Origin of the sequence: Pseudomonas sp. JL2 (assembly GCF_031570495.1) — a bacterium.
GTDB classification, from domain to species: domain Bacteria; phylum Pseudomonadota; class Gammaproteobacteria; order Pseudomonadales; family Pseudomonadaceae; genus Aquipseudomonas; species Aquipseudomonas rhizophila.
Genome location: NZ_JAKUDH010000001.1, coordinates 789,074 through 814,145, shown reverse-complemented (window position 1 = coordinate 814,145; position 25,072 = coordinate 789,074). Strand labels below are relative to the sequence as shown.

22 protein-coding genes are annotated in these 25,072 nt (G+C 59.3%); 13 read left to right on the top strand and 9 right to left on the bottom strand.

What is annotated here, in order from left to right:
• Positions 1-19: 19 nt before the first annotated feature.
• Complete coding sequence (locus tag MKS85_RS03660; protein WP_310662713.1) at positions 20-1,630, top strand: gamma-glutamyltransferase family protein; 1,611 nt, start codon at positions 20-22, stop codon at positions 1,628-1,630.
• Between the two features lie 238 nt (positions 1,631-1,868).
• Positions 1,869-4,763, top strand: coding sequence for an EAL domain-containing protein (locus tag MKS85_RS03655; RefSeq protein ID WP_310662712.1), 2,895 nt, complete (start codon positions 1,869-1,871; stop codon positions 4,761-4,763).
• 17 nt (positions 4,764-4,780) lie between these two features.
• Here MKS85_RS03655 and MKS85_RS03650 read toward each other — a convergent pair whose 3' ends face one another.
• Positions 4,781-5,407 (bottom strand): LysE family translocator, encoded by a 627-nt coding sequence (locus MKS85_RS03650; protein WP_076384161.1) that lies wholly within the window; start codon positions 5,405-5,407, stop codon positions 4,781-4,783.
• A 303-nt stretch (positions 5,408-5,710) separates the two neighbouring features.
• On the opposite strand from MKS85_RS03650, the gene MKS85_RS03645 reads away from it, so the two are divergent.
• Entirely contained in the window at positions 5,711-6,403 is a 693-nt protein-coding gene (locus MKS85_RS03645) for a type 1 glutamine amidotransferase domain-containing protein (protein WP_310662711.1), read from the top strand.
• Positions 6,404-6,513: 110 nt separating this feature from the next.
• Here MKS85_RS03645 and MKS85_RS03640 read toward each other — a convergent pair whose 3' ends face one another.
• Complete coding sequence (locus tag MKS85_RS03640) at positions 6,514-7,410, bottom strand: LysR family transcriptional regulator (protein ID WP_047225547.1); 897 nt, start codon at positions 7,408-7,410, stop codon at positions 6,514-6,516.
• A 111-nt stretch (positions 7,411-7,521) separates the two neighbouring features.
• Between MKS85_RS03640 and MKS85_RS03635 the strand changes: the two genes are divergently transcribed.
• On the top strand, positions 7,522-8,349 hold the full coding sequence (locus MKS85_RS03635) for an SDR family oxidoreductase (protein WP_047225548.1): 828 nt from the start codon (positions 7,522-7,524) through the stop codon (positions 8,347-8,349).
• Between the two features lie 45 nt (positions 8,350-8,394).
• On the opposite strand, the gene MKS85_RS03630 is transcribed toward MKS85_RS03635, so the two are convergent.
• The gene (locus tag MKS85_RS03630) at positions 8,395-9,285 is read right to left on the bottom strand and encodes a LysR family transcriptional regulator (RefSeq protein WP_047225549.1); all 891 of its coding nucleotides are present in this window, start codon (positions 9,283-9,285) and stop codon (positions 8,395-8,397) included.
• A 168-nt stretch (positions 9,286-9,453) separates the two neighbouring features.
• Here MKS85_RS03630 and MKS85_RS03625 point away from each other — a divergent pair, with 168 nt between their 5' ends.
• From MKS85_RS03625 to MKS85_RS03595, 7 genes are all read left to right on the top strand, one after another.
• Positions 9,454-10,536 (top strand): 4-oxalomesaconate tautomerase, encoded by a 1,083-nt coding sequence (locus tag MKS85_RS03625; protein ID WP_107322844.1) that lies wholly within the window; start codon positions 9,454-9,456, stop codon positions 10,534-10,536.
• 41 nt (positions 10,537-10,577) lie between these two features.
• Positions 10,578-11,903, top strand: coding sequence for a dicarboxylate/amino acid:cation symporter (locus MKS85_RS03620; RefSeq protein ID WP_160892088.1), 1,326 nt, complete (start codon positions 10,578-10,580; stop codon positions 11,901-11,903).
• Positions 11,904-12,043: 140 nt separating this feature from the next.
• Positions 12,044-13,348 (top strand): CitMHS family transporter, encoded by a 1,305-nt coding sequence (locus MKS85_RS03615; protein ID WP_047225552.1) that lies wholly within the window; start codon positions 12,044-12,046, stop codon positions 13,346-13,348.
• Positions 13,349-13,436: 88 nt separating this feature from the next.
• Positions 13,437-14,690 (top strand): OprD family porin, encoded by a 1,254-nt coding sequence (locus MKS85_RS03610; protein ID WP_173406851.1) that lies wholly within the window; start codon positions 13,437-13,439, stop codon positions 14,688-14,690.
• Between the two features lie 349 nt (positions 14,691-15,039).
• The gene (locus MKS85_RS03605) at positions 15,040-15,381 is read left to right on the top strand and encodes a hypothetical protein (RefSeq protein ID WP_240539567.1); all 342 of its coding nucleotides are present in this window, start codon (positions 15,040-15,042) and stop codon (positions 15,379-15,381) included.
• Positions 15,378-16,382 (top strand): universal stress protein, encoded by a 1,005-nt coding sequence (locus MKS85_RS03600; protein ID WP_080962844.1) that lies wholly within the window; start codon positions 15,378-15,380, stop codon positions 16,380-16,382. The genes MKS85_RS03605 and MKS85_RS03600 overlap by 4 nt, the downstream gene beginning before the upstream one ends.
• A 198-nt stretch (positions 16,383-16,580) precedes the next feature.
• Complete coding sequence (locus tag MKS85_RS03595; RefSeq protein ID WP_160892096.1) at positions 16,581-17,465, top strand: universal stress protein; 885 nt, start codon at positions 16,581-16,583, stop codon at positions 17,463-17,465.
• Here MKS85_RS03595 and MKS85_RS03590 read toward each other — a convergent pair.
• Positions 17,462-18,265, bottom strand: coding sequence for a helix-turn-helix domain-containing protein (locus MKS85_RS03590; protein WP_223194323.1), 804 nt, complete (start codon positions 18,263-18,265; stop codon positions 17,462-17,464). The genes MKS85_RS03595 and MKS85_RS03590 overlap by 4 nt on opposite strands.
• A 97-nt stretch (positions 18,266-18,362) precedes the next feature.
• On the opposite strand from MKS85_RS03590, the gene MKS85_RS03585 reads away from it, so the two are divergent.
• Complete coding sequence (locus tag MKS85_RS03585; RefSeq protein WP_305466101.1) at positions 18,363-19,319, top strand: threonine dehydratase; 957 nt, start codon at positions 18,363-18,365, stop codon at positions 19,317-19,319.
• Here MKS85_RS03585 and MKS85_RS03580 read toward each other — a convergent pair.
• Complete coding sequence (locus MKS85_RS03580; protein WP_047225559.1) at positions 19,316-19,507, bottom strand: hypothetical protein; 192 nt, start codon at positions 19,505-19,507, stop codon at positions 19,316-19,318. The two genes, MKS85_RS03585 and MKS85_RS03580, sit on opposite strands and share 4 nt — an antisense overlap.
• 156 nt (positions 19,508-19,663) lie before the next feature.
• Positions 19,664-20,881, bottom strand: coding sequence for a 3-(3-hydroxy-phenyl)propionate transporter MhpT (gene mhpT, locus MKS85_RS03575; RefSeq protein WP_240539566.1), 1,218 nt, complete (start codon positions 20,879-20,881; stop codon positions 19,664-19,666).
• 336 nt (positions 20,882-21,217) lie between these two features.
• Between mhpT and MKS85_RS03570 the strand changes: the two genes are divergently transcribed.
• Positions 21,218-22,528, top strand: coding sequence for an OprD family porin (locus MKS85_RS03570; protein ID WP_310662710.1), 1,311 nt, complete (start codon positions 21,218-21,220; stop codon positions 22,526-22,528).
• Between the two features lie 103 nt (positions 22,529-22,631).
• On the opposite strand, the gene MKS85_RS03565 is transcribed toward MKS85_RS03570, so the two are convergent.
• The 3 genes from MKS85_RS03565 to MKS85_RS03555 are packed head-to-tail and all read right to left on the bottom strand — an operon-like array spanning position 22,632 to position 25,058.
• Positions 22,632-23,132 (bottom strand): lipocalin-like domain-containing protein, encoded by a 501-nt coding sequence (locus MKS85_RS03565; protein ID WP_107322836.1) that lies wholly within the window; start codon positions 23,130-23,132, stop codon positions 22,632-22,634.
• 52 nt (positions 23,133-23,184) lie between these two features.
• A complete protein-coding gene (locus tag MKS85_RS03560) occupies positions 23,185-24,573 on the bottom strand; it encodes a tripartite tricarboxylate transporter permease (protein WP_310662709.1) in 1,389 nt (462 codons plus the stop codon).
• Entirely contained in the window at positions 24,570-25,058 is a 489-nt protein-coding gene (locus MKS85_RS03555) for a hypothetical protein (protein ID WP_256676780.1), read from the bottom strand. Before MKS85_RS03555 ends, MKS85_RS03560 begins: the two co-directional genes overlap by 4 nt.
• Positions 25,059-25,072 lie beyond the last annotated feature (14 nt).

The following is a 25,072-nucleotide window of genomic DNA, read 5'->3' as shown; positions in this document are numbered from 1 at the left end:
GTGTTGAAGAGTCTTTGCCATGCTGAAATTTTCTGCTCACGAGTACCCTTATCCGTCGCAACGCCAGAGCGTTTTTGCCCGCCGGGGCATGGTCGCCGCGTCCCAGCCTCTGGCTGCCCAAGCGGGCATCGAGATCATGCAAAAGGGCGGCAACGCCATTGATGCGGCCATCGCCACGGCGGCGGCGCTGACGGTGGTCGAGCCCACGGGTTGTGGCATCGGTGGCGATGCTTTTGCCTTGGTCTGGTGCAAGGGCCAGTTACATGGCCTCAACGGCAACGGCCATGCACCGGCGGCCCTGAGTATCGAGGCGGTCAAGGCGGCCGGCCATGAACGGATGCCGCTCTATGGCTGGACGCCGGTAACCGTCCCGGGTTGCCCATCGGCCTGGGCCGAGTTGTCGCAACGCTTTGGCAAGCTGCCCTTTGCCGTGTTGCTGCAGCCGGCGATCAGCCTGGCGCGGGATGGTTTTGCGCTGTCGCCGGTGGTTGCCCATCAATGGCAGATCGCTTTGAACGAATTCGCGCCTCACCGTGATCAGGTCCTGGATGCCTGGTTCCAGACCTTTCTGATTGACGGTCGCGCACCACGGGCCGGGGAGATTTTCCGCAACCCTGCTCAGGCCCGTACCCTTGAAGAATTGGCTGCCACCCGCTGCGAGAGCCTGTATCGCGGCGTCTTGGCCGAACGCCTGGATGCCCACTCCCGGGCCAGCGGCGGCTACCTTCGCGCCACGGACCTGCAGGATTATCGCGCCCAATGGGTGGCACCGATCCACGTCAACTATCGAGGCGTCGATGTCTGGGAAATCCCGCCGAGCGGACAGGGGCTGGTGGCCTTGATGACGCTGAAAATACTGGAGGGCTTCAGCTTCGATCACCGCGACAGCCAGCAGACCTGGCATCGCCAACTGGAGGCCATGAAGTTGGCCTACAGCGACGGCCTGCACTACATCACCGACCCTCTGCACATGCGTGTGGCGGTGACTGACCTGTTGAGCGAGGAGTACAGCGCCTGCCGTCGCGCCCAGATCAGTGAACAGGCCCAGGCACCCAAACCCGGCGATCCCCACGCCAGCGGCACGGTGTACCTGGCGACTGCTGACGGGGAAGGCAACATGGTCTCGTTCATCCAGAGCAACTATCACGGATTCGGCTCCGGCGTGGTGCTGCCCGACAGCGGGATTGCCTTGCAGAATCGCGGACAGGAATTCAGCCTGGATCCGAGCCACGCCAATTGCCTGGTCCCGGGCAAGAAGACTTTTCACACCATCATCCCTGGTTTCCTCACCCAGAATGGCCAGGCCCTTGGCCCTTTCGGCGTGATGGGCGGTTACATGCAGCCCCAAGGCCATGTGCAGATGGTGATGAACCTGGTGGACTTCGGCCTGAACCCGCAAGCGGCGCTGGACGCTCCGCGCTGGCAGTGGCTTGGTGAGATGAAAGTTGGCATCGAGCAGGGTGCCTCCGGCGACTTGGCCAATGCCTTGGCGCGGCGCGGTCATGAAGTGCAGATCGCCAGTGACCGGACTGATTACGGACGAGGCCAGATCATTCTCCGCGACCCGGTCAGCGGTGTCCTGTGCGGCGGCACCGAGCCCAGGGCGGATTCTCATATTGCTGTGTGGTAGGCACGATGAACCGGCCGTGCTTGCAGGGACTCCCGGGGCGTATGGTTGAGAACCCGGGAGGACGAGCGCCGCCGCAGGCAACACTCCATGACCGATGAAACACTCATTGCGTCGTGATAGCACTCAAGTGAATAAAAACGATTGAAAAAACCCTCTGGACGCTATACACCGAAGGCTCACTGGCATATTGCCTGGCAATCAGTCATTCAATCTCGCCACTGTGGCGCAGGGAGCGCTGATGAGTTTTCGCCCATTGAGCGATCCCCCGCAGCCATCGAACCATTACGGTGTGGCAATTCACCTGCAAGAAAACCCGGATGCGGCCGGCATGGCATACGTTGGCAAGGAAGACGCGATCGAACAATTGCTGGAATCAGCGCGCACCTGGGCCCACACCACCCAGTGGGTGGTTTATCGCGCCGGTGAACAACTGCATCTGCTGGGGCAGGGCGACCCAGGGCAACAGTGGCCGGCCAGCGTTGCGAACGCCGAGTTCGAGACCTTCTGCCGGACCAGACGGTTGTGCCGCTGGCCGACCGGTCGGGGCGAAAGTGTGCTGGGTTGGCTACTGGCGCCAGTCACCGATACCGAGGAGCCGGCCCTCGCCGAGTTTGCCCGATGCCTGGGCATCCAGGTACAGACCAATACCCTGGCCCGGGCCCAGATTACTCAGCGTGTGCTGTATGAAATTACCTACCTGGCCAGTTCCACCCGCGACCGCTCCGTGTTCCTGGTGGGGGTTCATCGGCTGCTCGCCAGCCTGATCGATGCCGAGAACTTTTATCTCGCGCTGTATGACCCCCACAGCGGAAAAATCGACTACCCGTACTACGTCGACATCATCGACGTCGATGCCGTGGAGTCCCAACACTACGAATACCTTGACCCTTCGCGTCTGTCGTTGACCGGCCAGGTGCTGACCTCGGGCCAGCCGTTGCTGATCGATGCCGCCGGCATTTGCGCCGCTCAGGCCGAGGGTCGTTTCTATTGCGTAGGTGATCGTCCCGAATTCTGGATGGGCGCTCCGCTGAAAAATGCCGCCGATGAAGTGTTTGGCATGCTTGCCATGCAGGTCTACGACGTGGCACGCACCTACAGCGCCGAAGACCGCGCGCTGTTTCTGGTGGTGGCCCGGCACGTGGCCATGGCGCTGGACCGGATTCTGCACCGTGAGGGCATGGAAGAGACGGTGATGCGTCGCACGCTGGAACTGTCGGCAGTCAATGACGCGCTGAGGCAGGAAGTGGCAGATCGAGAGCGCGCCGAACACCTGCAGAGTGCGCTATTCCAGATTGCAGAACTGTCGAGCCAGCCTGGCGACATGGCGGAGCTGTTCCAAACCTTGCATGGCATTGTCGGGGATCTGCTGTTCGCGGAGAACTTCTACATCGCGCTGTTCGACGACGCGATCGGTGAAGTGACCTTTCCGTATTATGTCGATGAGCGCAAAACCACCCTGCCTGAGGCACGCCGTGGGTGCCGGGGCCTGACCGAGTACGTTATCCGCCAGCGTCGTCCTTGCCTGATTGATCCTTTCGACGCGGATCGGTTGTCTGCACAGGGTGAACTCGAAGTGGCCTACGAGTCGGTCCGCTTCCATTCCTGGCTGGGCATTCCGTTGTTCGATGGCGATGTGGTACGGGGTGTGCTGGCGGTGCAAAGCTATACCTCCCAGGTGCGCTACACCTTGCGCGACCAGGAACTGCTGACGTTCGTGTCACGGCACATTGATACGGCATTGTCGCGCCGCACGGCCGCAGAAGCGATCCATGCCGCCAACCTCAAGCTCGAAGCCAGGGTGCAGGACCGCACCCGCGAACTGGATCACGCCAACGCCAAGCTGCAACACGAAAACGCCCATGATGCGCTGACCGGGCTGCCGAATCGCTCCTACCTGCAGCAGCGCCTCAATCTGGCCTGGGCGCGGTTCGAGAGCGAAGGCGGGCAACTGTCGGTGATGTTCATCGACCTCGACCGCTTCAAGATGGTCAACGACAGCTTCGGCCACCATTTTGGCGATTTGCTGTTGATGCAGGCCGCCCACCGCTTGCGCAGTTGCCTGCGTGACACCGACATGCTGGCCCGCCTGGGGGGCGATGAGTTTTCAGTGCTGGCGCCCGAGGCGACACTGGAGGCGGTGATCGAAATCGCCGAGCGGATTCTGTCGGTGTTCGACCTGCCGTTTCTCATCAATGGCCACGAAGTGTTTTCGTCTTGCAGCATCGGTATTGTCAGCGCCGACAGTCAGTTTCACCACGAACCCGCGGACTTGCTGCGCGATGCCGATGCGGCGATGTACCGGGTCAAGAATGCCGGGCGCGACAGTTACGCGGTGTTCAACCAGGAAGTGCGTCGTGAAGTCTCGGACCAGGTTGAGCGTGAAGGGCACCTGCGCAATGCGCTCAAGCGTACCGACGAACTGCTGCCGTATTTCCAGCCGATTGTCAGCGTCGAAAGCGGCGAGCTGGTGGCCCTTGAAGCGCTGATCCGCTGGCATCAACCGGGTGGCCGGATCATCGCGCCGGGCGAGTTTCTGCCCGATGTCGAGGGGTTGCGTCTGATCGGTCGACTGGATCTGTACATGCTCACCAGCATCGTGGCGATCCTTGCACTACCGCAACACGCCAATTGGCCACCGGTGCATGTCAATTGCTCCAGCTACAGCATGACGCGCCCGGATTTTGCCGATGATGTGCTGGCACTGTTGGCCCGTTACAACGTCGCGCCGTCGCGGATCTGCCTGGAGTTGACCGAAGGTGCGCTGGTGGCCGAGCCCGCCATTGCCCGACTGACCATGCAGCAATTGGCCGACAACGGCATGTCGGTGGTGCTCGATGACTTTGGCGCAGGATTTTCCTCCCTGAGCTATGTGCATCAATACCGTTTCAGCGGTTTGAAGATCGACAAGTCGTTCATTTTCGAACTGACCACCAGCCCCCGCAGTCGCGCGATCGTCCGGGCGATCGTGCGTATGGCCGAATCACTGGACCTTAGCGTGGTGGCCGAAGGTGTCGAAGATGAAGCGACGTTGCTCTTGCTGCGGGAGATGGGGGCAGGGCAGGCCCAAGGTTATTATTTCGCCAAGCCGATGGGGCTGCAGGCATTGCTGGCGACTTCGCTGGTTGGTGGCTAGGTGCGTGGAACGGGCGGTTATTTCTGCCTGAGGGCGGCGATGGACAGGCCTGAGACGATGAAGGTCAATCCCGCGCCCAGGTTCAGTCCGTTGGCAAGGCGAGGGCGTTGACAGATGTATTGCGACAGGCGCGTGGCGAAGACCCCCATCAACGAGAACCCCACGGCCGTCAGCAGGGCGAACCAGAACCCGTAGACCAGCATCTGTACGGTGACCGAGCCGAGCGCGGGGTTGATGAATTGAGGGATGAACGCCAGGACGAACAACCCGGGTTTGGGGTTTAGCGCCGCCGAAAGAAAGCCTGTAAGCAAAATGCTTCGCAGTGGCTGTCGTGCGGCGGGCGCGAAGGTTATCAGGCTTCTGGAGCGCAGCACCTTGATCCCGAGCCAGACCAGATAGGCCGCCCCTACCAATTTGACGACCCAGAAGGCAACCGTCGAGGTCTGGATCAACAGCGTCAGCCCCAACGAGGCGGTGGTGACGTGAAACAAAATGCCCAGCCCAGACGACAGGCCGGACACGATGGCGGCCAGGCGACCCTGGCTCAGCCCCCGTCCTATGGCCAGCAGATTGTCAGGACCGGGTGACAAGACCAGCAGCACGCAGGCTGCGGTGTAGGTGAACCAGATATCCATCGGAAACACGGTGAAGCTCCCTGTGAGGTATGAATGGGGTCAACGGATGATGCCCGCGAGGCTGTCCTGGATTGTGGCGCTGGCAGAGACAAGGCCAAGGTCTTTCATTTCTAGCAGCGGTGAACCGGTTCGGCAACTCAATAACGGGCCCCGAACTCCTCGGCAGCGGGGCTGATGGGGGGAGTAACGCTGGGATCAACGACCGTTTCATGAGGATTCGCTTCACCCACTTGAACGTCTACTACCACGCGGCCTCTGACGTAATGCAGGGCGAACATACGCCGCTCATTCCGACTTGGAGGATAGGTTTACATGAACATTCTAATGGTCCTGACATTCCACGATCAGTTGGGTGACACCGGCAAGAAAACGGGGTTTTGGCTGGAAGAATTCGCCGCGCCCTATTACGTGTTTGTCGACGCCAAAGTGACGGTTACGCTCGCCTCACCAAAGGGAGGGCAACCGCCGCTGGACCCCAAGAGCGACGAGGAACAGGCCCAGACGGACGCCACTCGCCGCTTCAGCGCCGATACCCGGGCCCAGGCAGCGTTGGCCGACACGGTGCCGCTGGGCGAAATTGATCCCTACGACTTCGATGCCGTGTTCTATCCCGGAGGTCATGGGCCGCTGTGGGATCTGGCCGAGGACACTGATTCCAAGACCCTCCTCGAAGCCTTTTACGCCGCGAATAAACCCATCGCGGCCGTCTGTCACGCGCCTGGGGTGCTCAAGAACGTCAAGGCGCCGGATGGCCATCCAGTGGTCAAGGGCAAGAAAGTGACCGGGTTCACCAACTCTGAAGAAGAGGCCGTGGGATTGACCCAGGTGGTGCCATTTCTGGTGGAGGACATGCTCAAAGCCAGAGGTGGCGAGTATTCAAAGGCGGCAGACTGGGCGAGTTACGTGGTCGAGGATGGCCATCTGATCACCGGCCAGAACCCGGCTTCTTCCGAAGCCGCCGCCAACGCGCTGCTCAAGCGCTTGCAGCAAGAGCAGAAGGCTTGAGTCAGCTCAAACAAGGGCCGGATCGCAACCGACGCGTCGGCCTTGAGGCCGTCGCGCGTTCACCTCGCAAGGGCGCATGCCGTTATGTTCGAATGCACAGTCGCGGACAATCAATGAGACTCGCGCAAGACCTCGATGAAGGCCTGCAAGCCTGATGGGATATAGCGGTGCCCCGGATAATACAGAAACAGCCCAGGAATCCTGGGGCACCAATCCGCGAGGACCTCGACCAGACGGGCGTCTGCCAAAGGTTGCGATACCGTCTGCTCTGGCACGTAAGCGATGCCGAGCCCGGATATGGCTGCATCGACCATGATTTCGGCATTATCGAGGGTTAGCTGTCCTTTGGGCTCGATGACCAAGGATTGTCCGTTCCTGGAGAATTCCCATCTATAAGGTTTACCACTGGGCATCCGGATGCAGATGCATTGATGTCCTGGCAGATCATCCGGCGTAAGGGGGACAGGATGAGTCTTCAGGTATTGGGGGGACGCCACGGTAATAAATCGCGTATCCGTTCCTATCGGCACGGCGATCATGTCTTGGGGGATCGCTTCACCTAAACGGATACCGGCGTCGAAGCCCTCGGCCACGATATCGATCAGACGGCCCTCGGTCACGAGGTCAACCGACATCTGGGGGAAGCGTTCCAGGAATATCGGAAGGGCAGCTTTCATCAAAACGCGCGCGGCCTGTTCGCTGGCATTGATCCGTAAAGTGCCGCTGGGAAGATCCCGGTATTCATTGACTTCCTCAATCGCCAGCTCGAATTCGCGCAACACAGGCGCCAGTCGTCTTAGCAGACGCTCTCCCGCTGCCGTCGGTGAAACGCTGCGCGTGGTGCGGTGCAGCAAACGCACCCCAAGACCGGCCTCCAGCGTTTTCATCATATGACTCAGGGTAGAGGCTGACAGGCCCAACTCATCGGCCGCTTTACGAAAGCTGCGATGAGCAACGATGCGGGTCAGCGCGCGTAAATCGGCAAGCGAAAGGGGCAATTGATTCATGGCTATATTTCATTAGCTCATCCGAATTCTGCCCCATAGTAGCAGCAGTCCGGCTGACGTAGTTTGGTCTCACATCGATGGCAACTCACCCTTCATTCGGAGATCAAGCACATGAGCAAAACTTGGTTAGTGACTGGAAGTTCGTCCGGCATTGGTCTGGCGGTGGTCGAACAATTGCTGGAACGGGGGGACCGTGTGGCGGCTACTTTGCGTAAGCCTCAGGCCTTGAGTCACTTGAAGACACGCTACGGCGAGCAACTGTGGACAGCGTTGCTCGATGTAAACGACGCATTGGCCATCCGCGCTGTGGTTCATCAGGCGTTCACCGAGCTAGGACGTATTGATGTTGTGGTGAGCAGTGCGGGCTACGCGTTGTTTGGTGCGGCGGAGGAAGCCAGCGATGAACAGATCAACCAGCAGTTGCAAACGAATCTGCTCGGTTCTATTCAACTCATCCGTGCCTGCCTACCGTTTCTGCGCAAACAGGGGGGCGGTCGAATTCTTCAAGTGTCCTCGGAGGGCGGGCAGCTCGCTTACCCGAACTTCAGCCTTTACCACGCAAGCAAATGGGCCATTGAGGGATTCGTTGAGTCGGTCGCTCTGGAGGTTGCGCCTTTTGGGATCGAGTTCACCCTGGTAGAGCCGGGCCCGACACGAACTAATTTCGGCGCCGCGCTGGTTCGTCCGCCCGCGATGGCTGAGTACGAGCAAACGCCTGCCGGTGAAGTGCGTAAAGCAATCGCCGAGGGTACTTTCCCGCTTACCGGAGACCCGCAGAAAATGGCCAGGATCATGCTCGAGATTGTCGACGTCGATCCCGCACCCAGGCGTCTACTGCTAGGCAGCGGGGCTTACGAGCGTGTTCGCAATGCCCTGGTCCAACGGCTGGCTGAGCTGGAGCAATATCAAGCGCTTGCAATGAGCACGGAGGTTGACTGAGATCGGCCCGTTTCTCATCCAGTCCTGATCATGGACCCCGAAAAATCAGTGTTCCCATTGTTCAAGCAATATCGAGACAAATTTTTCCGCGGCCGGGGAGAGCGATGCGCCCCTTCGATAGACCAGGCCCAGCGATCGGTTTACCACCGGATCAATCAACGGCACGCTGACCAATGTCGGGTGATCCTCGGCTGGCATTGCGAGGCTGGGCATGGCCGACACCCCGAGGCCGGCCTCGACCAACCCCAACGATGTAGACAAGTGCTGCACTTCGTAGAACCACTGCGGACGCCAGCTCAAACCCGACAAGGCGTGGTCCAGCAGCATTCGGTTGCCGCTGAGACGACCGACACCGATCAGTCGGTAATCGCTGAGCTCAGACCAGCTTACCGAGCTGCGTCTGGCCAGTTCATGGTCGCGTCGACAAGCTAAAACGAAAGGTTCGTTGACCAATGGCACGAACTCGATATCCGGGTGCTGGCCACTCATCATATTGATACCGAAATCGGCTTCGCCACGCAGTACCGCCTCGAGCCCTTCGTTTGCGCTGAGGTCGAGCAGGCGGATGCGGATTTTGGGGTAGCGCTCGTTATAGAGGCGGATCACCGAAGGCAGGAAATAGAAGGCCGCGGTGGGGATGCAGGCCAAGGTCACCCGACCGATCTGGCGCTCCGCCAGTTCGCGAATATTGAGAATCGAGTCGTCGAAATCATCCAGCAAGCGCCGCGCCTTGGGCAGGAAATCGCGCCCGACGCTCGTCAGGCTGACCTTGCGGGTGGTGCGATCCAGCAAGGCGGTCCCCAGGCCTTCCTCGAGTTTTTTCATGCGCCGGCTCAGGGCCGGTTGAGAGAGATGCAACGCATCGGCGGCTTCATGAAAACTGCCTAGTTCAGCGATTTTCACGAAAGATCGTATGTCCTGAAGCTCGTATTCCATGTTCTTTCTCACCGGGCAAGAGCGATGCGCTGGGAAATCATCGTAAATTAATTCATTCGTGAAACGCAATAATTGCTCTGATCTTTGCATTGGAAACACTTTTAGAACCCTGCCACTCTTGTGTCCAGAACATCAATTATCCAGATTGATCAACAAGAGTTAGTGTTCATGCAGCGAATTCCTTGTGTGCTGATGCGCGGTGGTACTTCCAAAGGGCCCGTATTTCTTGCCTGGGACCTGCCCAGTGCCATCGCCGAACGTGATGAGCTGCTGCTCAACCTGATGGGGTCCGGCCATGAGCTGGAAATCGACGGCATCGGTGGCGGCAGCCCGCAAACCAGCAAAGTGGCAATCGTCAGCCCATCGTTGCACCCGGACGCGGATGTCGACTATCTGTTCGTCCAGGTCATGGTTTCCCAGCGCCGGGTCGATACCGCGCCCAACTGCGGCAATATGCTGTGCGCCGTCGGCCCGTTCGCCATCGAGCAGGGGCTGGTCAAGCCTTCCGGCGATCTGACCCGCGTGCGGATCCGCAACCTCAATACCGGGACCTTCGTAAATTCAGAGGTGCAAACCCCTGAGGGCAAGGTCAGCTATGAAGGGGACACCGCCATCGACGGCGTGCCTGGCACGGCGGCTCCGGTGCAACTGACCTTTCTGGATGCGGCTGGCAGCAAGACCGGCAAGCTCTTCCCGACGGGGCAACCGCTGGACCTGATCGATGGTATCCCGGTGACCTGTATCGACATGGCGATGCCGATGCTGATCGTCGAGGCCAGTCAGCTTGGCAAGCGCGGCGATGAAAGCCCCGCTGAACTGGACGCCGATAAGGCGTTCCTGCAACGCCTGGAGTCCCTGCGACTCAAAGCCGGCCTGGCCATGGGCCTGGGTGATGTCAGTGACAAGGTCATCCCCAAGCCGGTGCTGGTGTCTCCTGCCAAGTCGGGCGGGACGGTCCAGGTGCGCTATTTCATGCCGCACAACTGTCATCGCGCCTTGGCGATCACCGGCTCCATCGGTCTGGCTACCGCTTGCGTGACTGAAGGCAGCGTAGTGGCGCAGTTGCTCGGCGGCATCAGCGAGCCGCGTCTGCAGCAGGTTCGTATTGAGCACCCGAGCGGCGGTATCGATGTCGTGCTGTCCTATACCGGCGAAAAGGGTGAGACCATTCGTGCCTCGGTGGTGCGTACCGCCCGCCGGCTTTTCTCAGGTTTCGTCTACGCCACCGCTTCACACCGGCTGGCCGGATAGTCCAGGCAGTCATTGTCGTTTGCATCAGAACAATTCTAAAAATGGGTGATGCCATGAAAGTTGTTAAATCGCTCTACTTCCAGATCATCTGCGCCGTGCTGCTGGGCGTGCTGGTCGGGCACTTCTGGTCGCAACAGGCGATTGCCTTGAAGCCGCTGGGTGATGCTTTCATCAAGTTGATCAAGATGATGATCGCGCCGGTGGTGTTCTGCACGATTGTCACCGGCATCGCCGGCATGAGTGACAAGCGCTCGCTGGGGCGCTTGTTGAGCAAGACCATGCTGCTGTTCCTGGCGCTGACGGTGATCAGCCTGATCATTGGCCTTGTGTCGGTCTACCTGTTCAAGCCCGGTGCAGGCATGAACATAGACCCGACCCAGTTGAGCACCCAGGGCCTGTCGCAATACACCGACTCCGCTGCGAAGCTGAGTGTGGTGGACTTCTTCATGCACATCATTCCCGACACCTTTATTGGCGCTTTCAATAAAGGCGAGGTGCTGCCGGTGCTGTTTATCGCAGTGCTCTGCGGCTTTGCCCTGTCGTCCTTGGGCGAGCGCGGCAAGCCGGTGCTGGATGTGCTGGAATCAGCTTCGCACATGGTGTTCAAGATATTCTCCTACCTGATGCGTTTTGCTCCGATCGGCGCTTTCGGAGCCTTGGCCTTCACTGTCGGGCAGTACGGCATCACGTCGCTGGGCTCGCTGGCCAAGCTGATCATGACCCTGTACGTCGCTTGCGCCTTCTTCGTCTTCGTTGTGTTGGGCAGCATTTGCCGTGCACACGGCTTCAGTTTGTGGAAGCTGTTGCGTTATCTGCGCGAGGAATTCCTGGTGGTGCTGGGCACTTCTTCGACTGAACCGGTGATGCCGCGGATGTTGGAAAAGCTCCAGGCCCTGGGTTGCAAGAAGGGAGTCGTGGGGCTGGTGCTGCCAACCGGTTACTCGTTCAACCTCGATGGCACGGCGATCTACCTGTCGCTGGCGGCCATTTTCATTGCACAGGCCTGCAACATCGACCTGACGCTGACCCAGGTCATCACCATGCTGGCGATCATGTTGCTGTCTTCCAAGGGCGCCGCAGGTGTTACCGGCAGCGGCTTTGTCGCGTTGGCCTCGACCCTGACCGTCATCCACGATATTCCTCTGGCCGGTTTGGCCCTGTTGATCGGGATCGACCGGTTCATGTCCGAGGCGCGGGCGCTGACCAGCCTGGCGAGCAACGCAGTGGCGACCGTGGTGATCTCCATCTCGGAGAATGCCTGCGACCGCGATGTGCTGTTGCAGACCCTGGATGGCAAACCCTCCCCGAGGCACGTCCAGGCAACGGAGCACGCCTGGGACGACACAAAGGTCGCGAATCACATCTAACCGGTCACGGCTGACCCGACATCACCGCGTTATCTTCCTGAACACCTGCGCCAGGCAATCATTCGAGTGTCGCCTGGCGAGTGGGATGGCGTGCGCCTGAATGTCGGCCAAGCTACTCATAACAACAAGAGATCTGACTTATGCTCGCTTTACTTGGCTTGGCCATGGTGGTGGTCTTCACCTTCCTGATAATGACCAAACGTTTGTCACCGATCGTCGCCCTGACGGTGGTGCCAATAGTCTTCGCCGTGATCGGCGGGTTTGGCGGTACCACCGGCAAGATGATGCTGGACGGCTTGAAGATGGTCGCGCCGTCGGCGGCGCTGCTGTTGTTCGCAATTCTGTTTTTCGGCCTGATGATCGATGCCGGTCTGTTCGACCCGCTGATCCGCAAGATCCTCAAGCGAGTTAACGGTGATCCGATGAAAATCGCCGTGGGCACGGCGCTGCTGTCGCTGTTGGTGGCGCTGGACGGTGACGGCACGACCACGTACATGATCACCTGTGCAGCGATGTTGCCGCTGTACAAGCGCATCGGCATGAACCCGATGATCCTGGCGACCATTTCCATGCTCTCGTTGAGCATCATGAGCGGCATGACGCCCTGGGGCGGCCCGGCGACCCGTGCGATCGCAGCGCTGGGCCTGGATGCCGGCGAGTATTTCGTACCCTTGCTGCCGACCATGATCGGCGGTGCGATGTGGGTGGTGTTCACGGCGTTCCTGCTGGGGCGTGCCGAACGCAAGCGCATCGGCAACACCCATCTGCAAAGCGGTGGGGGTAATTGCTACATCAAGGCGATTATTGAAGACACGCCGCACAAGCGCCCGAAACTGGCCTACGTCAACCTGCTGCTGGTGACGGCGGTGATGGTTGCGCTGGTCATGGGCCTCATGCACTCGGCGATCCTGTTCCTGATCGGTTTTGTTCTGGCGTTGATGATCAACTATCCGCAACTGGATATTCAGAAAGAACGAATTCTCGCTCATTCGGGCAACGCCATGACCGTGGTTCTGCTGGTGTTTGCCGCGGGTATCTTTGCCGGGATCTTCTCCGGGACGAAAATGGTCGATGCGCTGGCGCAAACCCTGGTCGACTGGATTCCGCCATCCTGGGGCCATCTGTTCCCGCTGGTGGTTGCCATTACCAGCATGCCGCTGACCTTCGTGTTGTCCAACGATGCCTACTACTTCGGTGTCGTGCCGATCCTGGCCAACGCCGCAGCGGCCTATGGCATTGATCCGGTCGAGATTGCACGGGCCTCCATTCTCGGCCAGCCGGTGCACCTGATGAGTCCGTTGGTGGCCTCGACCCTGCTGCTGGTCGGCATGGTGGACCGTGATCTGGGCGACTTCCAGAAAGCCACCGTCAAATGGGCGGTGCTCACTTCCCTGGTCGTGACTGCGTTGGCCTTGCTGACTGGGGCAATCAGTCTGTTCTCCTGATTCTCCAAACCTCTTTGACACCTGACGCCCCATGCCAGTGGGGCGGACGGTCAGCTGCATTCCAAATAACAACAATGAGTAGTTTGATATGACCTCTGTTTATAACCGTGGAGCTTTATTGACTCTCCTGGCTTTGTTGCCGCTGGCCAATGCCAATGCGCAAGGCTTTATCGACGACAGCAAACTCAAGCTGCAATTGCGCAATGTTTACATCAATGAAAATTTCCGCGATGAACATGGGATGAGTGCGCGAGCGGCAAATACCGCCAAGAGCGAGCGCACTGAATGGGGCCAAGGCTTTTTGCTTGATTATCAGTCGGGATTCACGACCGGCAGCCTCGGTTTGGGTATTGATGCTTTGGGCCTGCTGGGGGTCAAGCTCGACTCCGGCCGCGGTCGTAGCGGCACCGGCCTGCTGCCTGTGCATGATGACGGTCGTGCCGCCGATGAATTTGCGAGCTTCGGGATGACCGCCAAGGCCCGATTTGCCAAGACCACCGTCAAGTACGGTACGTTGCTCCCTAAAACGCCGGTGCTCATTTACAACGATGCCCGACTGCTGCCTCAGACCTACCAGGGCGGCCAGTTCACTAGCACCGACATTGATAACCTTAGCCTGACGGGCGGCTATCTTGATCGTTTCAAGTTGCGAGATTCGAGCGACAGTATGCCCATCGTGCCAGACGGCTACAGTGGCGATAAGTCAGGGGACTTCAGTTACCTCGGTGCCGATTACAAGTTGGGCAAGACGATTCGCCTCAGCTACTTTCATGGCGAACTGGAGAACTTCTATCGGCAGAACTTTGCGGGTGTCCAACATGATCTGCCGCTCGGCCCAGGCGTGCTGACCAGTGATCTGCGCTACTTCCGCAGCGTTGATAGCGGTTCTGCCTATGGCGGTAAAATCGACAACCATATGCTCAGCGGCCAGCTGACTTACGCTGTCGCAGGCCATACCGTAGGCGGCGGCTATCAAACACTGAAGGGCGACGCCGGGCTGCCCTACATCAGCGGCGCGTCCGTTTATTCTTTCAGCAACGCCGGCATAGGCAAGTTCGTAGAGGAAGACGAGAAGACATGGATGCTCAACTACGGCTACAACTTCGCGGCCCTGGGCGTCCCCGGCCTGACGTTCTCCACGCGTTACCTTAGCGGCGACGATGGAGAGTCCAACACCACCATCAAAGAGTGGGAGCGCGATGCTGAACTGGCTTATGTGGTGCAGCAAGGCTCCTTCAAAGGGTTGGGCGTGAAGCTGCGCAATTACGTCTACCGCTCTGAATTCTCGAGGGGACGGGACAGTAACCGGATCTACCTTACCTACGATATCGCCCTTTGGTGATCGTTCGTCGCCCGCCTGATGGCGGAGGGGTGGGCGGTCATCGTCGATTTTCCAGGGCCGGGCAGGGTGGCCCAGCAAGGGCCACCAAGCCTGCAACGGTCTACTCCTGAACGCCCACCGCGTGTTGCTGTAGCCAGAAAAATGGCAAACAGCAGCACGAGGTTGATCCAGATCAAACGGCATTCGTTGATCGGCGCCATTCTTTTGATAAGCATGGGGCAGAGATACGGTCATGACAAACAACAGACCCATCAGCGGGGCGCAGGTGGTTCAGGACCGGAGCAAATCCGCATTGCCCGGGTTTTTGCATCTTCGGGGCACACGCTCGAGAAAACGTCAGGCAGCCATTTTGCTGTCGATTCTGGCGGTGCTGACCTCGGGATATTTCACGGTGTCGTATTTCGCGACCCATGCGATGCAGGATCTGGCAGACACCTGTACTGAGCGTTATGAGCTTGAGCTGGAGAATGCCGATATAGGCCCGCTGCCAGAGGCGCTGCCGCGCTCCTTGTGTGAATGTCTGGCAAGTTCGCTTCTCGACAAAAACGGAATCATGCGTCTGGCATTGGTCGACAGAGGCCTGCTTGAACCGCTGGCCCTTGAACCTGTGACGCAGAAGGACGCTTCGGCCTGCATTGATGCCCTGTGGGTGCCGAATGTCGAACTGGCCACGGGCTTGCCCCATGAATGAAGTTCAACAGGACTAAAAAGCCGCTCTATGCGGCACCTGTCCACCCAAGCAGGAATGCGCAGGGACGCCATTTTTATCATCGGATGCCGAGGTGTGAAATGACTCATCCATTGCGTTTACTGTTTCTTGCCCCCCCTCAGGCAGCTCACTCTCCCGGATTGGAGTATGCCGGCGATCTGGCACGCGCCCTGGGCGTGCCACTGCACGTGGCGATGTTCACTGAGCCCCACGGTGTAGAGCCGCCCGGCCATGCAGTCACCGAGAGGCCCGACATCGTGCGCGATAACTTAATGTCGTCGCGTCGCAAATGGCTGGAAAGTGAAAGTGCGCACCTGCAGGAAAAAGGCGTGGATGTCCATCCAGAGCTGGTATGCGCCAGTTCCTCGGCAGTCGAATGCGTTGCCTATGCGCAGCGTGTTGAAGCGGACTTGATCATCAAGGACATCCAGGAACGCCCAGGCCTGGCGCAGCGCGGTTTGTCAGCACTGGACTGGGAACTCTTGAGCGTCAGCCCGATTGCCGTGCTTTATGTGTTGCCGGGCCCGATTCAGACACCCAGCAAGTTTCTGGTAGCGGTTGACATGGAGTCACAGGCGAAAGGAAACCGCGACAATCATTCGCTCATCGAGGCGGCCAGGCACTTGGCAAACGCCTGCGGTGCCTCATTGCACGTGATCAGCGTTTACGACTGTGCCGCTGCCAGCCACGGTGACCTGTCCCTCTATGAGGCCCAGGTACAGGCGTTCGATGCCTTGGCCAGCCAGCATGGTATTGCCAGCCAGCATCGGCACTTCATTCCCGGCGCTCCGGCGAATGCAATTCATGCTTATCTGCAGCGCAGTGCTTACAACCTGTTGGTCATCGGTGCGGCCGATCATCATACGCAGGCCTCTGATATCGGCTTGACCGCTGAAGGGATACTCGAAGACCCCATGTGCAGCGTCCTGATGATCAAGTTGCCAGCCGACGCAGCGCCGCAGCAGGCCAAACGATACGGTTAGACCGCTGCCTCTATGCCGCTGTGGCCTGCCGGCGGCGTGAAGAACGGCAGCCTTGCTCCGGTTGATATTTATCAACGTCAGGCATCTTCCGACGGCGCAGTCTGAAATGACGCTGGTGCCCGATCCGGCGCAGATGTCACGGCTGAATGTGTAGCTGGCAGTGGCAGAGGTTGAGTTTCACCTGTCTGGAGGCAGATCATGGGCCGGTATCAACAGCTGTTACTCATCACCCACCTGGCCCTGCGCCATTCTCCGGTGATCGACCATGCCGCAGCGCTTGCCAAGGCCAGCGCTGCACGCTTGCATATAGCGGCGTTGATTCCTGCCTTGAACCTGTTGTCGCTGCTTGAAGAGGGTGACCGTGAAAAGACACGCGAGCGTTACCTGCAGGACCACCGCGACTGGTTGGGGGAACAGGCGAAAAAGCTACATGCCAGAGGGGTCGATGTGACCACCGAGCTGGCGTGGGCTGATGACATGGAAAAGGACATCCTGGACCACTTCAGCGAATTGCAGCCTGACCTGTTGATCAAGGAAATCCAACATGAGTCGGTGCTCAAGCGTGCTTTTTTCACCCCGTTGGACTGGCACCTGCTGCGTTACTCACCGGTACCGGTGTATCTGGTGGGCGGGGTTCGACCTGCCTTGCCGCGCAAGGTCGTGGCGGCGGTAGAGGCGTCGCTGGCCGAGCCTGGACAAAATGAACTCAATGATCGCGTTATTCGCCAGGCCTGCAGTCTCGCCGAACAGTGTGATGCTGAACTGCACTTGCTGTATGCCTACGACATATCCCAAGACTACCAGGCGTCAGATACAGGCTTAACGCTGTCGGAGCTGACCCGATGGCAGCGCAAAGCGTTGGAACAATCGTTTCTGAAACTGGCCAGTCGATACAACGTTCCGCCTGGCCGCAGGCATTTCGTTCTGGGACACCCGGTTGCGGCGCTGAGTGAGTTTGCCAACACACATCACATGGACGTCATCGTGATGGGCAGAGTCCAGGATCCAGGCGGAGAGAAACTGCTTGGCAGCACCACCGAGCATATCTTGTATCAGGTGCCTTGCAGTGTTTTGGCGGTCTAGCGCAACTGCATCGGGCTCACCCCGAGCCGTTGCTTGAACGTGGTTGCCATGTGCGCCTGGGAATTGAACCCGCAGGCGAGGGCGATTTCCGACAGCCTGGCGGTGGAATCACGCATCAGTGCCCGGGCCTTGGCCAGACGCCGGTCGATCAGGTAGCTGTGCGGGCTTTTGCCCGTGGCGAGCTTGAAGGCCCGCATGAAATATCCTTCGGACAACCCCAGCAAACCTGCCATCGCTGACACGCCCAGCGGCCCTTCAAGATTTGCTTCGATAAACTCATCAAGCAGGCGCATGCGCCGGGGAGTGATAGCGCCTTGGTCCGGTGTCGACAACGCGCTATCACCGGTTGCCCGTTGCGCCAGCGCCAAGGCCCAGGTTTCCCAGTCATCTTCCACGCAGGCACGTAACAGCGCGCCGCGCATTCGCAGCGCGAGGTCAATGGCCTGTTGATCGATGTGATTGTTGAATGGGTGATCCCCGCTCAGGGGGATACCGTCGGTCCGCGTTACGCGCAGGTATTCACCGCCCATGAGCGACTCGGAGAACACGTCGCAGCCGGCGGGAACGAATGCCAGGCCGTTGGGCATGGCCTCGAAAGGATGCACCCGGTCGCTGCCCAAGGCGTGCAGGCCGCGCTGGCTGTCGAAGGCAAACCCGATGGAGGCCTGGGCCGCCACATAGCGGGTCGAGTAAGCGGCGCTGGGCAACAATTCGATCGCCCAGGACCCAGTCTCGACACGGCGGACCGGTTCAGACAAGGGCGATGGCTGTAGGCGGTTTTGATGGTTCATGAGCGCCATAGTAGTGAAGAAGCGGCGCAAAAGTCAGGTCGGTTTTTTGAAAGCCGACCCACGGCGGCGATGCCTAGACTGGCTAACCACTCAGGGAGATAACTTCATGCACCGACTGACTCGTGACGATATTGAACAGGCGGCTCGCCATGTGTACCAGGTGATGCCCGCCACCGCCCAGTATGCCTGGCCCTTGCTGGCTCAGCGGCTGGGCTGCACGGTGTGGGTCAAGCACGAGAACCACACCCCCACCGGCGCTTTCAAGATACGCGGTGGCATCACCTTCATGCATTGGCTCAAACGTGAACATCCCGGTGCGAAGGGCATCGTCACCGCCACCCGCGGCAATCATGGCCAGAGCCTGGCGCTGGCGGCGAGCGCGCTGGGTTTGAAGGCGTTGATTGTCGTGCCGCAGGGCAACTCGGTGGAAAAGAACACTGCCATGCGCGGCTTTGGCGGCGAAGTCATTGAGTGTGGGCGGGATTTTGATGAGGCCCGTGAAGAGGCCGCCCGTTTGGCGCAAGCGCATGACCTGTTCCTGGTGCCACCGTTTCACACGGAACTGGTCAAAGGCGTGGCCACTTACGCCCTGGAACTGTTCACTGCCGCGCCGCATCTCGATACCGTCTACGTGCCGATTGGCTGCGGATCGGGCATTTGTGGCGTGATCGCCGCCCGCGACGCACTGGGCCTGAAGACCCAGGTGGTGGGCGTGGTGTCCCGTGAAGCCGCGGCGGCAAAGTTATCTTTTGAGGCGGGCGAAATACAGGAAACCGCTTCGGCAAATACCTTCGCCGATGGCCTGGCCGTGCGCAAACCGATCCCCGCAGCTTTTGCCCTCTACGCAGCCGGGGCCGCACGGATCGTAGCGGTCAGCGAACAGGAAATTGCCGAGGCCATGCGCGTCTATTACACCGACACCCATAACCTCGCCGAAGGAGCCGGGGCCGCCGCCTTGGCGGCGCTTATTCAGGAACGTGAAGCTCGGGCGGGGGAGACAGTGGGGGTGATTCTGTCGGGTGGCAATGTCGATCGATCGGTGTATGCGGGCGTAATCGGTTAGTGACCGTCAGCCACCTTGCGCTCGATCTCCGCGATTTTTCGACTGAGCTCCTCTGCTTCCTGCTCCTTGGTTTGAGTTGAGGGGGGCGTAGCGCTGTCCTCAAGATTCTTATCGACCGGTTTGCCAGACGTATCGGTCGGCGGGGTACTCGAGGTTGCTTCTGATTCGATGCCGTTATCGCTGTTCATAATCGCGTTACCTCTGTTGATCTACACATTAGAGGCAGGGGTATGGAATGAGTTCGAGATTATTGCAGACGATAAAGTCAGGAATTGACGCCTTTCAAACAGCTTCACCTTGAGCCCCCACAACAGCACCTGTTTACCTACGCCGCTCGGATGGCCTCAGGCCTTGACCTTACTCATCGACACGTTCAACGAAGTCGAGCGGGCAATGACGCTGATGATCGTCAAGGCTGCAATCACCAAACCGGGCGAGGTGGCCAGCAGGACACCGGTGGTGCCGGCTCCGGCCGCCAGAATCTGCCCGGCCGCCAAAGGCCCGGCCACCGAGCCCAAACGACCGATCGCTACCGCTGCGCCGACGCCGGTGGCGCGCACTGAAGTTGGGTAGGAAGGCGGGGCCAAGGCGTAAAGCACCAGTTGCGCAGCCATCACAAACAACCCCGCGGCAAAACCGGCGATGGCCATGGGGATGATGCCCACGGACAGGCCAACCCCGCCCAGCGCTGCCAGCAAGCCGGTGTACACAAACAGCACCACCTTGATGCCGTTGCAGCGATCCAGCAACACTCCGCCGAGCAGGGAGCCGAGGGCGCCGCCGATATTGAAGAGCATCTGTACCAGGCCTGCCTGGGGTTTGCTGAAACCTTGTTCCAGCAGTAACGAGGGCAGCCAGTTGAGCAACATGTACATCACGGTCAGGGTGAAGAAGTAGCTCAACCATAACGCCAGGGTAACGCTGGCGCGGCCTTCGCCGAACAAGGCCTGGCCGGTTGAAGTGCGCGTCGGGTTGACGCTGTTTTGTTGTTGGCGAAAGGCGTTGGATTCAGGCAGCAGCACCATCATCAGTGGCACCACCAGCAATGGGGCAAGGCCGCCGATGATGAAGGTCGTCTGCCAATGTTCGGGAAACAGCATGGCGACCACCGCCGCCAGTGCCCCACCCAATGGCACGCCGGCATACATGATGCTGATGGCCGTACCGCGACGTTGCTCTCCCACGGCTTCGGCACACAGGGCGATCAGGTTGGGCAGGGCGGCGCCCAGGCCCAGGCCAGTCATGAAACGCACCAGCAGCAGGCCGGAGAAAGAGCTGACGTAGGCGGTGCTGAGCGAGAACACGCCAAACAGCAGCACCGCTGCGATGAGGATTTTCTTGCGACCGATGCGATCGGCAATCCAGCCACCGAAGAAGGCGCCCGGCAGCAAACCGATGATGCCGGCACTGAACACCCAACCCATCATTTTCGGGTCCAGGGCAAAGGTCTGACGCAACCCTGCGGCGGCAGTGCCGGCAGCTTGCAGGTCAAAGCCTTCAATCAGAGCGACGATAAAACACAGGGCAATAGTCAGCGTCGTGCGACGTGATGGAGTGTCCATGGCAAACCTCTTTATTGTTTTTGTGAGTGTGCTGACGGGCGCACGCAGGCTTGCTCGCATCCAGCAATGCAAAGCCGCAATTAAGATTAACAAAGATAACTAAAAAGTGAATGCTAACGGAAAATGTCCAAATGCATCGACATAAACCTATTAAAATCAACGGGATGTCATGTGTTTTTTAGGTTTTCTTGGAAATAGATACGAATATTAATGTTCGATTATCGGCCATTGTGGATTGACGGCACCTCCGGCTTTTCCCACTCTCTGGCCCGAGATCGCGGCTGGATGGCTGGCGATCACGTTCAAAAAAACAACAACAATAAGTGGACATAGGACATGACGAATTCACCCCGGGGCGTCCTTGCGACGACCTCAGACTTACCTCTTTGCGCACGCGGTTTCGTCCTGTTGGGCTTATGTGCGGTCACCACTCCAGCACTGTCGGAAGGTTTCATCGACGATAGCCGCGGCACATTGACCTTACGCAATTTCTACCTGGACCGGGATTACAAGGATGAGGGGGCGAAAACCGCGGCCCGGGAGTGGGCTCAGGGTTTCATCATGAATGCGGAGTCGGGTTTTACCCCGGGCGCTGTCGGCTTCGGCCTGGACGCCCGTGCATTGATCGGGGTCAAGCTGGACTCGTCACCGGACCGCAGCGGCACCGAATTACTGCCGGTATCCAGCAGCGACAAGCGCGCGGCGGATGAATATTCGCGCCTGGCCATGACTGCCAAAATGCGCTTTGCCCAAACCACGGTGAAGACCGGCGATGTGTCGATTTTCCTGCCGTTCGCCTTTGCCAGCCCGTCGCGGTTGCTGCCGCAGACTTTTCGCGGCACCACGCTCAGTTCCAAGGACATCGACGGACTGACGCTCAATACCGGCTATATCGATCGCATCAACAGGCGTGACTCCACTAACTACCAGCCGATGAGCATCGCTTCGCCGAACGGGCGTTTCAACGGTGCGGCCACCTCATCGCACATGGCTTATGTCGGTGGCGATTATCAGGTAAACAAAGACCTCAGCCTGCGCGCCTACCACGCCGAAGTGGCCGACCTGTACCAGCAGAACACCCTGGCCTTGCTGCATAACATGCAGGTAGGCGAGGGCACGCTGACCACTGATCTGCGCAGTTTCTTCAGCGACGAAGATGGCACTGCCAAGGCTGGCAAGGTGGACAACCGCAACCTGTCGGCGCTGTTCGGCTATCGCCTTGGCGGGCATCACCTGAGCCTGGGTTACATGCACGCCAGCGGCGACACAGCGACGCCTTATGTGTCAGGCACTGAGTTGATGGGCATGAGTGAATTGACCATGAGCTCGGACTTTCTCAATGCCAAGGAACGGACCTGGCAGGCAATCTACGACTATGACTTCGCCGCCGCCGGGGTGCCCGGCCTGAAGAGCCGGCTGCGTTACGTGCGCGGTGATAATATCGCGCTGGCGGCGCTCAATGCCGACGACCGCAAGGAGCGGGAGTTCCAGATGGAGCTGGGGTATGTGATCCAGAGCGGTCCGCTGAAGAATGTCGGGTTGATGGCGCGCAAGTCGATCTATCGCAACGACTTCCCGAGCGGCGCGGCATTTCGTGATGAAAACCAGACCCGCTTCCTGGTGCTCTACACGGTGCCGATCTGGTAAGCCGTGGGGCGAGTGGATACCAGCAGTGCGCAAGCGTGGGCTGAGCAGTGCTCAGCCCACTCATGAATTGAGTCGGCCCCGCAGGGCTGCTCGCGACGTAGAGTTACTTTACCCGCTCCCAGATGATGTGAACCTTCGTGCCATCGGGGCGCTGGAAGTTTTCCACCATCCGGTTGCCGTCGACTTTCAGTTGCAGGTCATCTTGAGTACGTGTCGCGCCCACCCAATTCGGGAACGTAGATCCTTCGACGGTATTGCCGGTGAACTCGCCGTTCTGGTCGACGGTATATCGTCCGAAAAAACCGATGCTCCCAGCCATCGCTGCCCGGTTTTCCTCATCGGTTCCTTCGCCCCGAGCGTTGGATCGAAACGCGGGCACTCGCGGATCGGTGAGCACCTCGACGAACGTCAATTCTTCAGTGAACACCAGCCATCCATGTGGATTGGGGCCGTACGCATCCGACCGGGTGCCCTGACGTTCAATGGTTGCGCTGACCATTTTCCATGTCCCGACCAGCGGGCTTTTCATGGCGGAAAACGCCGCCGTGCAAACCGAAAGGGCCATGATCGCACCTACCGTCAGCACCGATATTTTCAGGGTCATTGGAATCACCGTTGTTGGTTATCTGAACACTGTTGTAGAGGGTTAAAAAACATCACGCATTCATCAGGGCAATCAGGGCAGGAACAGACAGCACGGCTGTGTAGTAGCCCATGAACTGCACACCGATGTTGAAACCCAAAAAGCGTGAGAGGAAACCGCCCAGCAGGCCGATGGTGACGATCACCAGCAACCCCAGCAGGCCACCTTCCCAGATGCCGATCACCAGGATCAGGCCAACAAAGGTCGAGATCACCGCTTCGTGACTGATCTTGCGCGACACGTAGGAGGCGGCTCTGTGGGCGTAATTCATGGTGAAGGGATAAGCGATCAGGATGGCCACGACCACCGCCAACACGCCGTAGCCAAAAAACTCCCAGGTGCTGAGCAGTGAATGCAGGTTGTTCACCTGGCCTGTCGTCGCGTCGACGCTGAAGCGCGGCGGGGCGTTGAACAGTGGCGCTGCCGGGCCTGCTGCAACAGGACTCAGGGGCAGGCCGAAAGCGATCAGCGGTATCAATGCTTCGGCCAGGTAGGTTGACTCCGTAACGCCGTTTCGAGCAGTGATGACAGTGGTCAGGCGGTGGTAGACATGCTTGACCCTCGAACCGACGAGCTCGCCCATGATCACGGTCATGGCCACCGGGCTGAACACAAAGGTCGCGCTGGAGATCACCGCAGTAATGGCCGTCCACATGCTCTGCTTGCTGTCCAGCACCTTGAGCGGATTAGGAAAGAATCCACCCCAGCTTTTTACGTCGGGCGACAGGGAAAACGTGCGCACTTGCTGGCGTCGCATGGTGTCCCGTTCGGCGGGCGCGAGCAGCGAGAACAGCGCGGCGATCAACGGGCCAATCGCGATGCCCAGAAAGTAACTGACACTGAGCTTGACGCCGAACTGCGCGGTCATGGTTTGCAGGCCAACAATGATCATGACGAACGGGATCAGCGTCAGCACGGCCGCCAGACGGCCTTTGGAGAACCACGCGATCGCCACCGCCGCAAGCAGGAACACCCAAGGCGCAGCCTGCTTGATCATGTCACCGAACGGCGCGAGCATCAGCGCGAACAATACGGCCATTGGCACCGCGATCAACGCGGCAATGACCGCCCCGGAAATCATCTTGCGCAGGGCAATGTGGGGCACGCCCAGATTGCGCAGAAAGTTGGCCTCGCGCATCAGTGGCGTCGCCATGGTGTCGCCAGGAATACCCAGTAGCGCCGTCGGTACGGCGTGGGTCATATGTTTGGCGACGGCGCCGGCCAGAAAGAATGTCAGCACGCCGGGGGCAGGCACGCCCAGCAGGACGACCAGCAAGGTCAAGGGGGCGAGGGTAGTGGTTTCATCGCTCCCTGAGATCAGCCCGATCCCGGCAAAAATCACCGCCCCCAGGATCCCCATGCCCAGTGCCATCAGGACCTGATCCATCAGTGGAACGATCATGATTGACCTCCATTGCCACTGACTGCGCGACTGACTGCACCGACGCCAACAGTGGGTGTTGCAGCCGGGCTCTTCTCGGGAGCGACAAGGCTTTTCTCGTAATCGGCGAACAGCTCATAAAGGTCCATTTCCCGCAGTTCCGCGATCGTGGCCGGCGGCAGATCAGCCAGACTGCCCAGTGGGCCGTACTCGTTCTGCAACTCAATCAGGATTTTTGCGCGCCAGGCCGGATCAGCCAGATGTTCGATGACATTGCGCTTGGGTTTGAAAAGCAGCGCACTGATGGCGCCACCTGCCAGACAGCCGACAATACCTACCAGCATCGCGTAGGCGCGGGCCATCTGCACGGAATCCACCCAGCCGACAAACAAGTGCTGGGCGATAAAAAAAGCGCCGAGGCTGACGGCTGCACCGATGCCTATGGAGTAGAGCAGGTGGCGACCATCAACCGTGTCGCCCCATACTTCGAACAGTTCGGGTTTCATAAGGATTCTCCCAC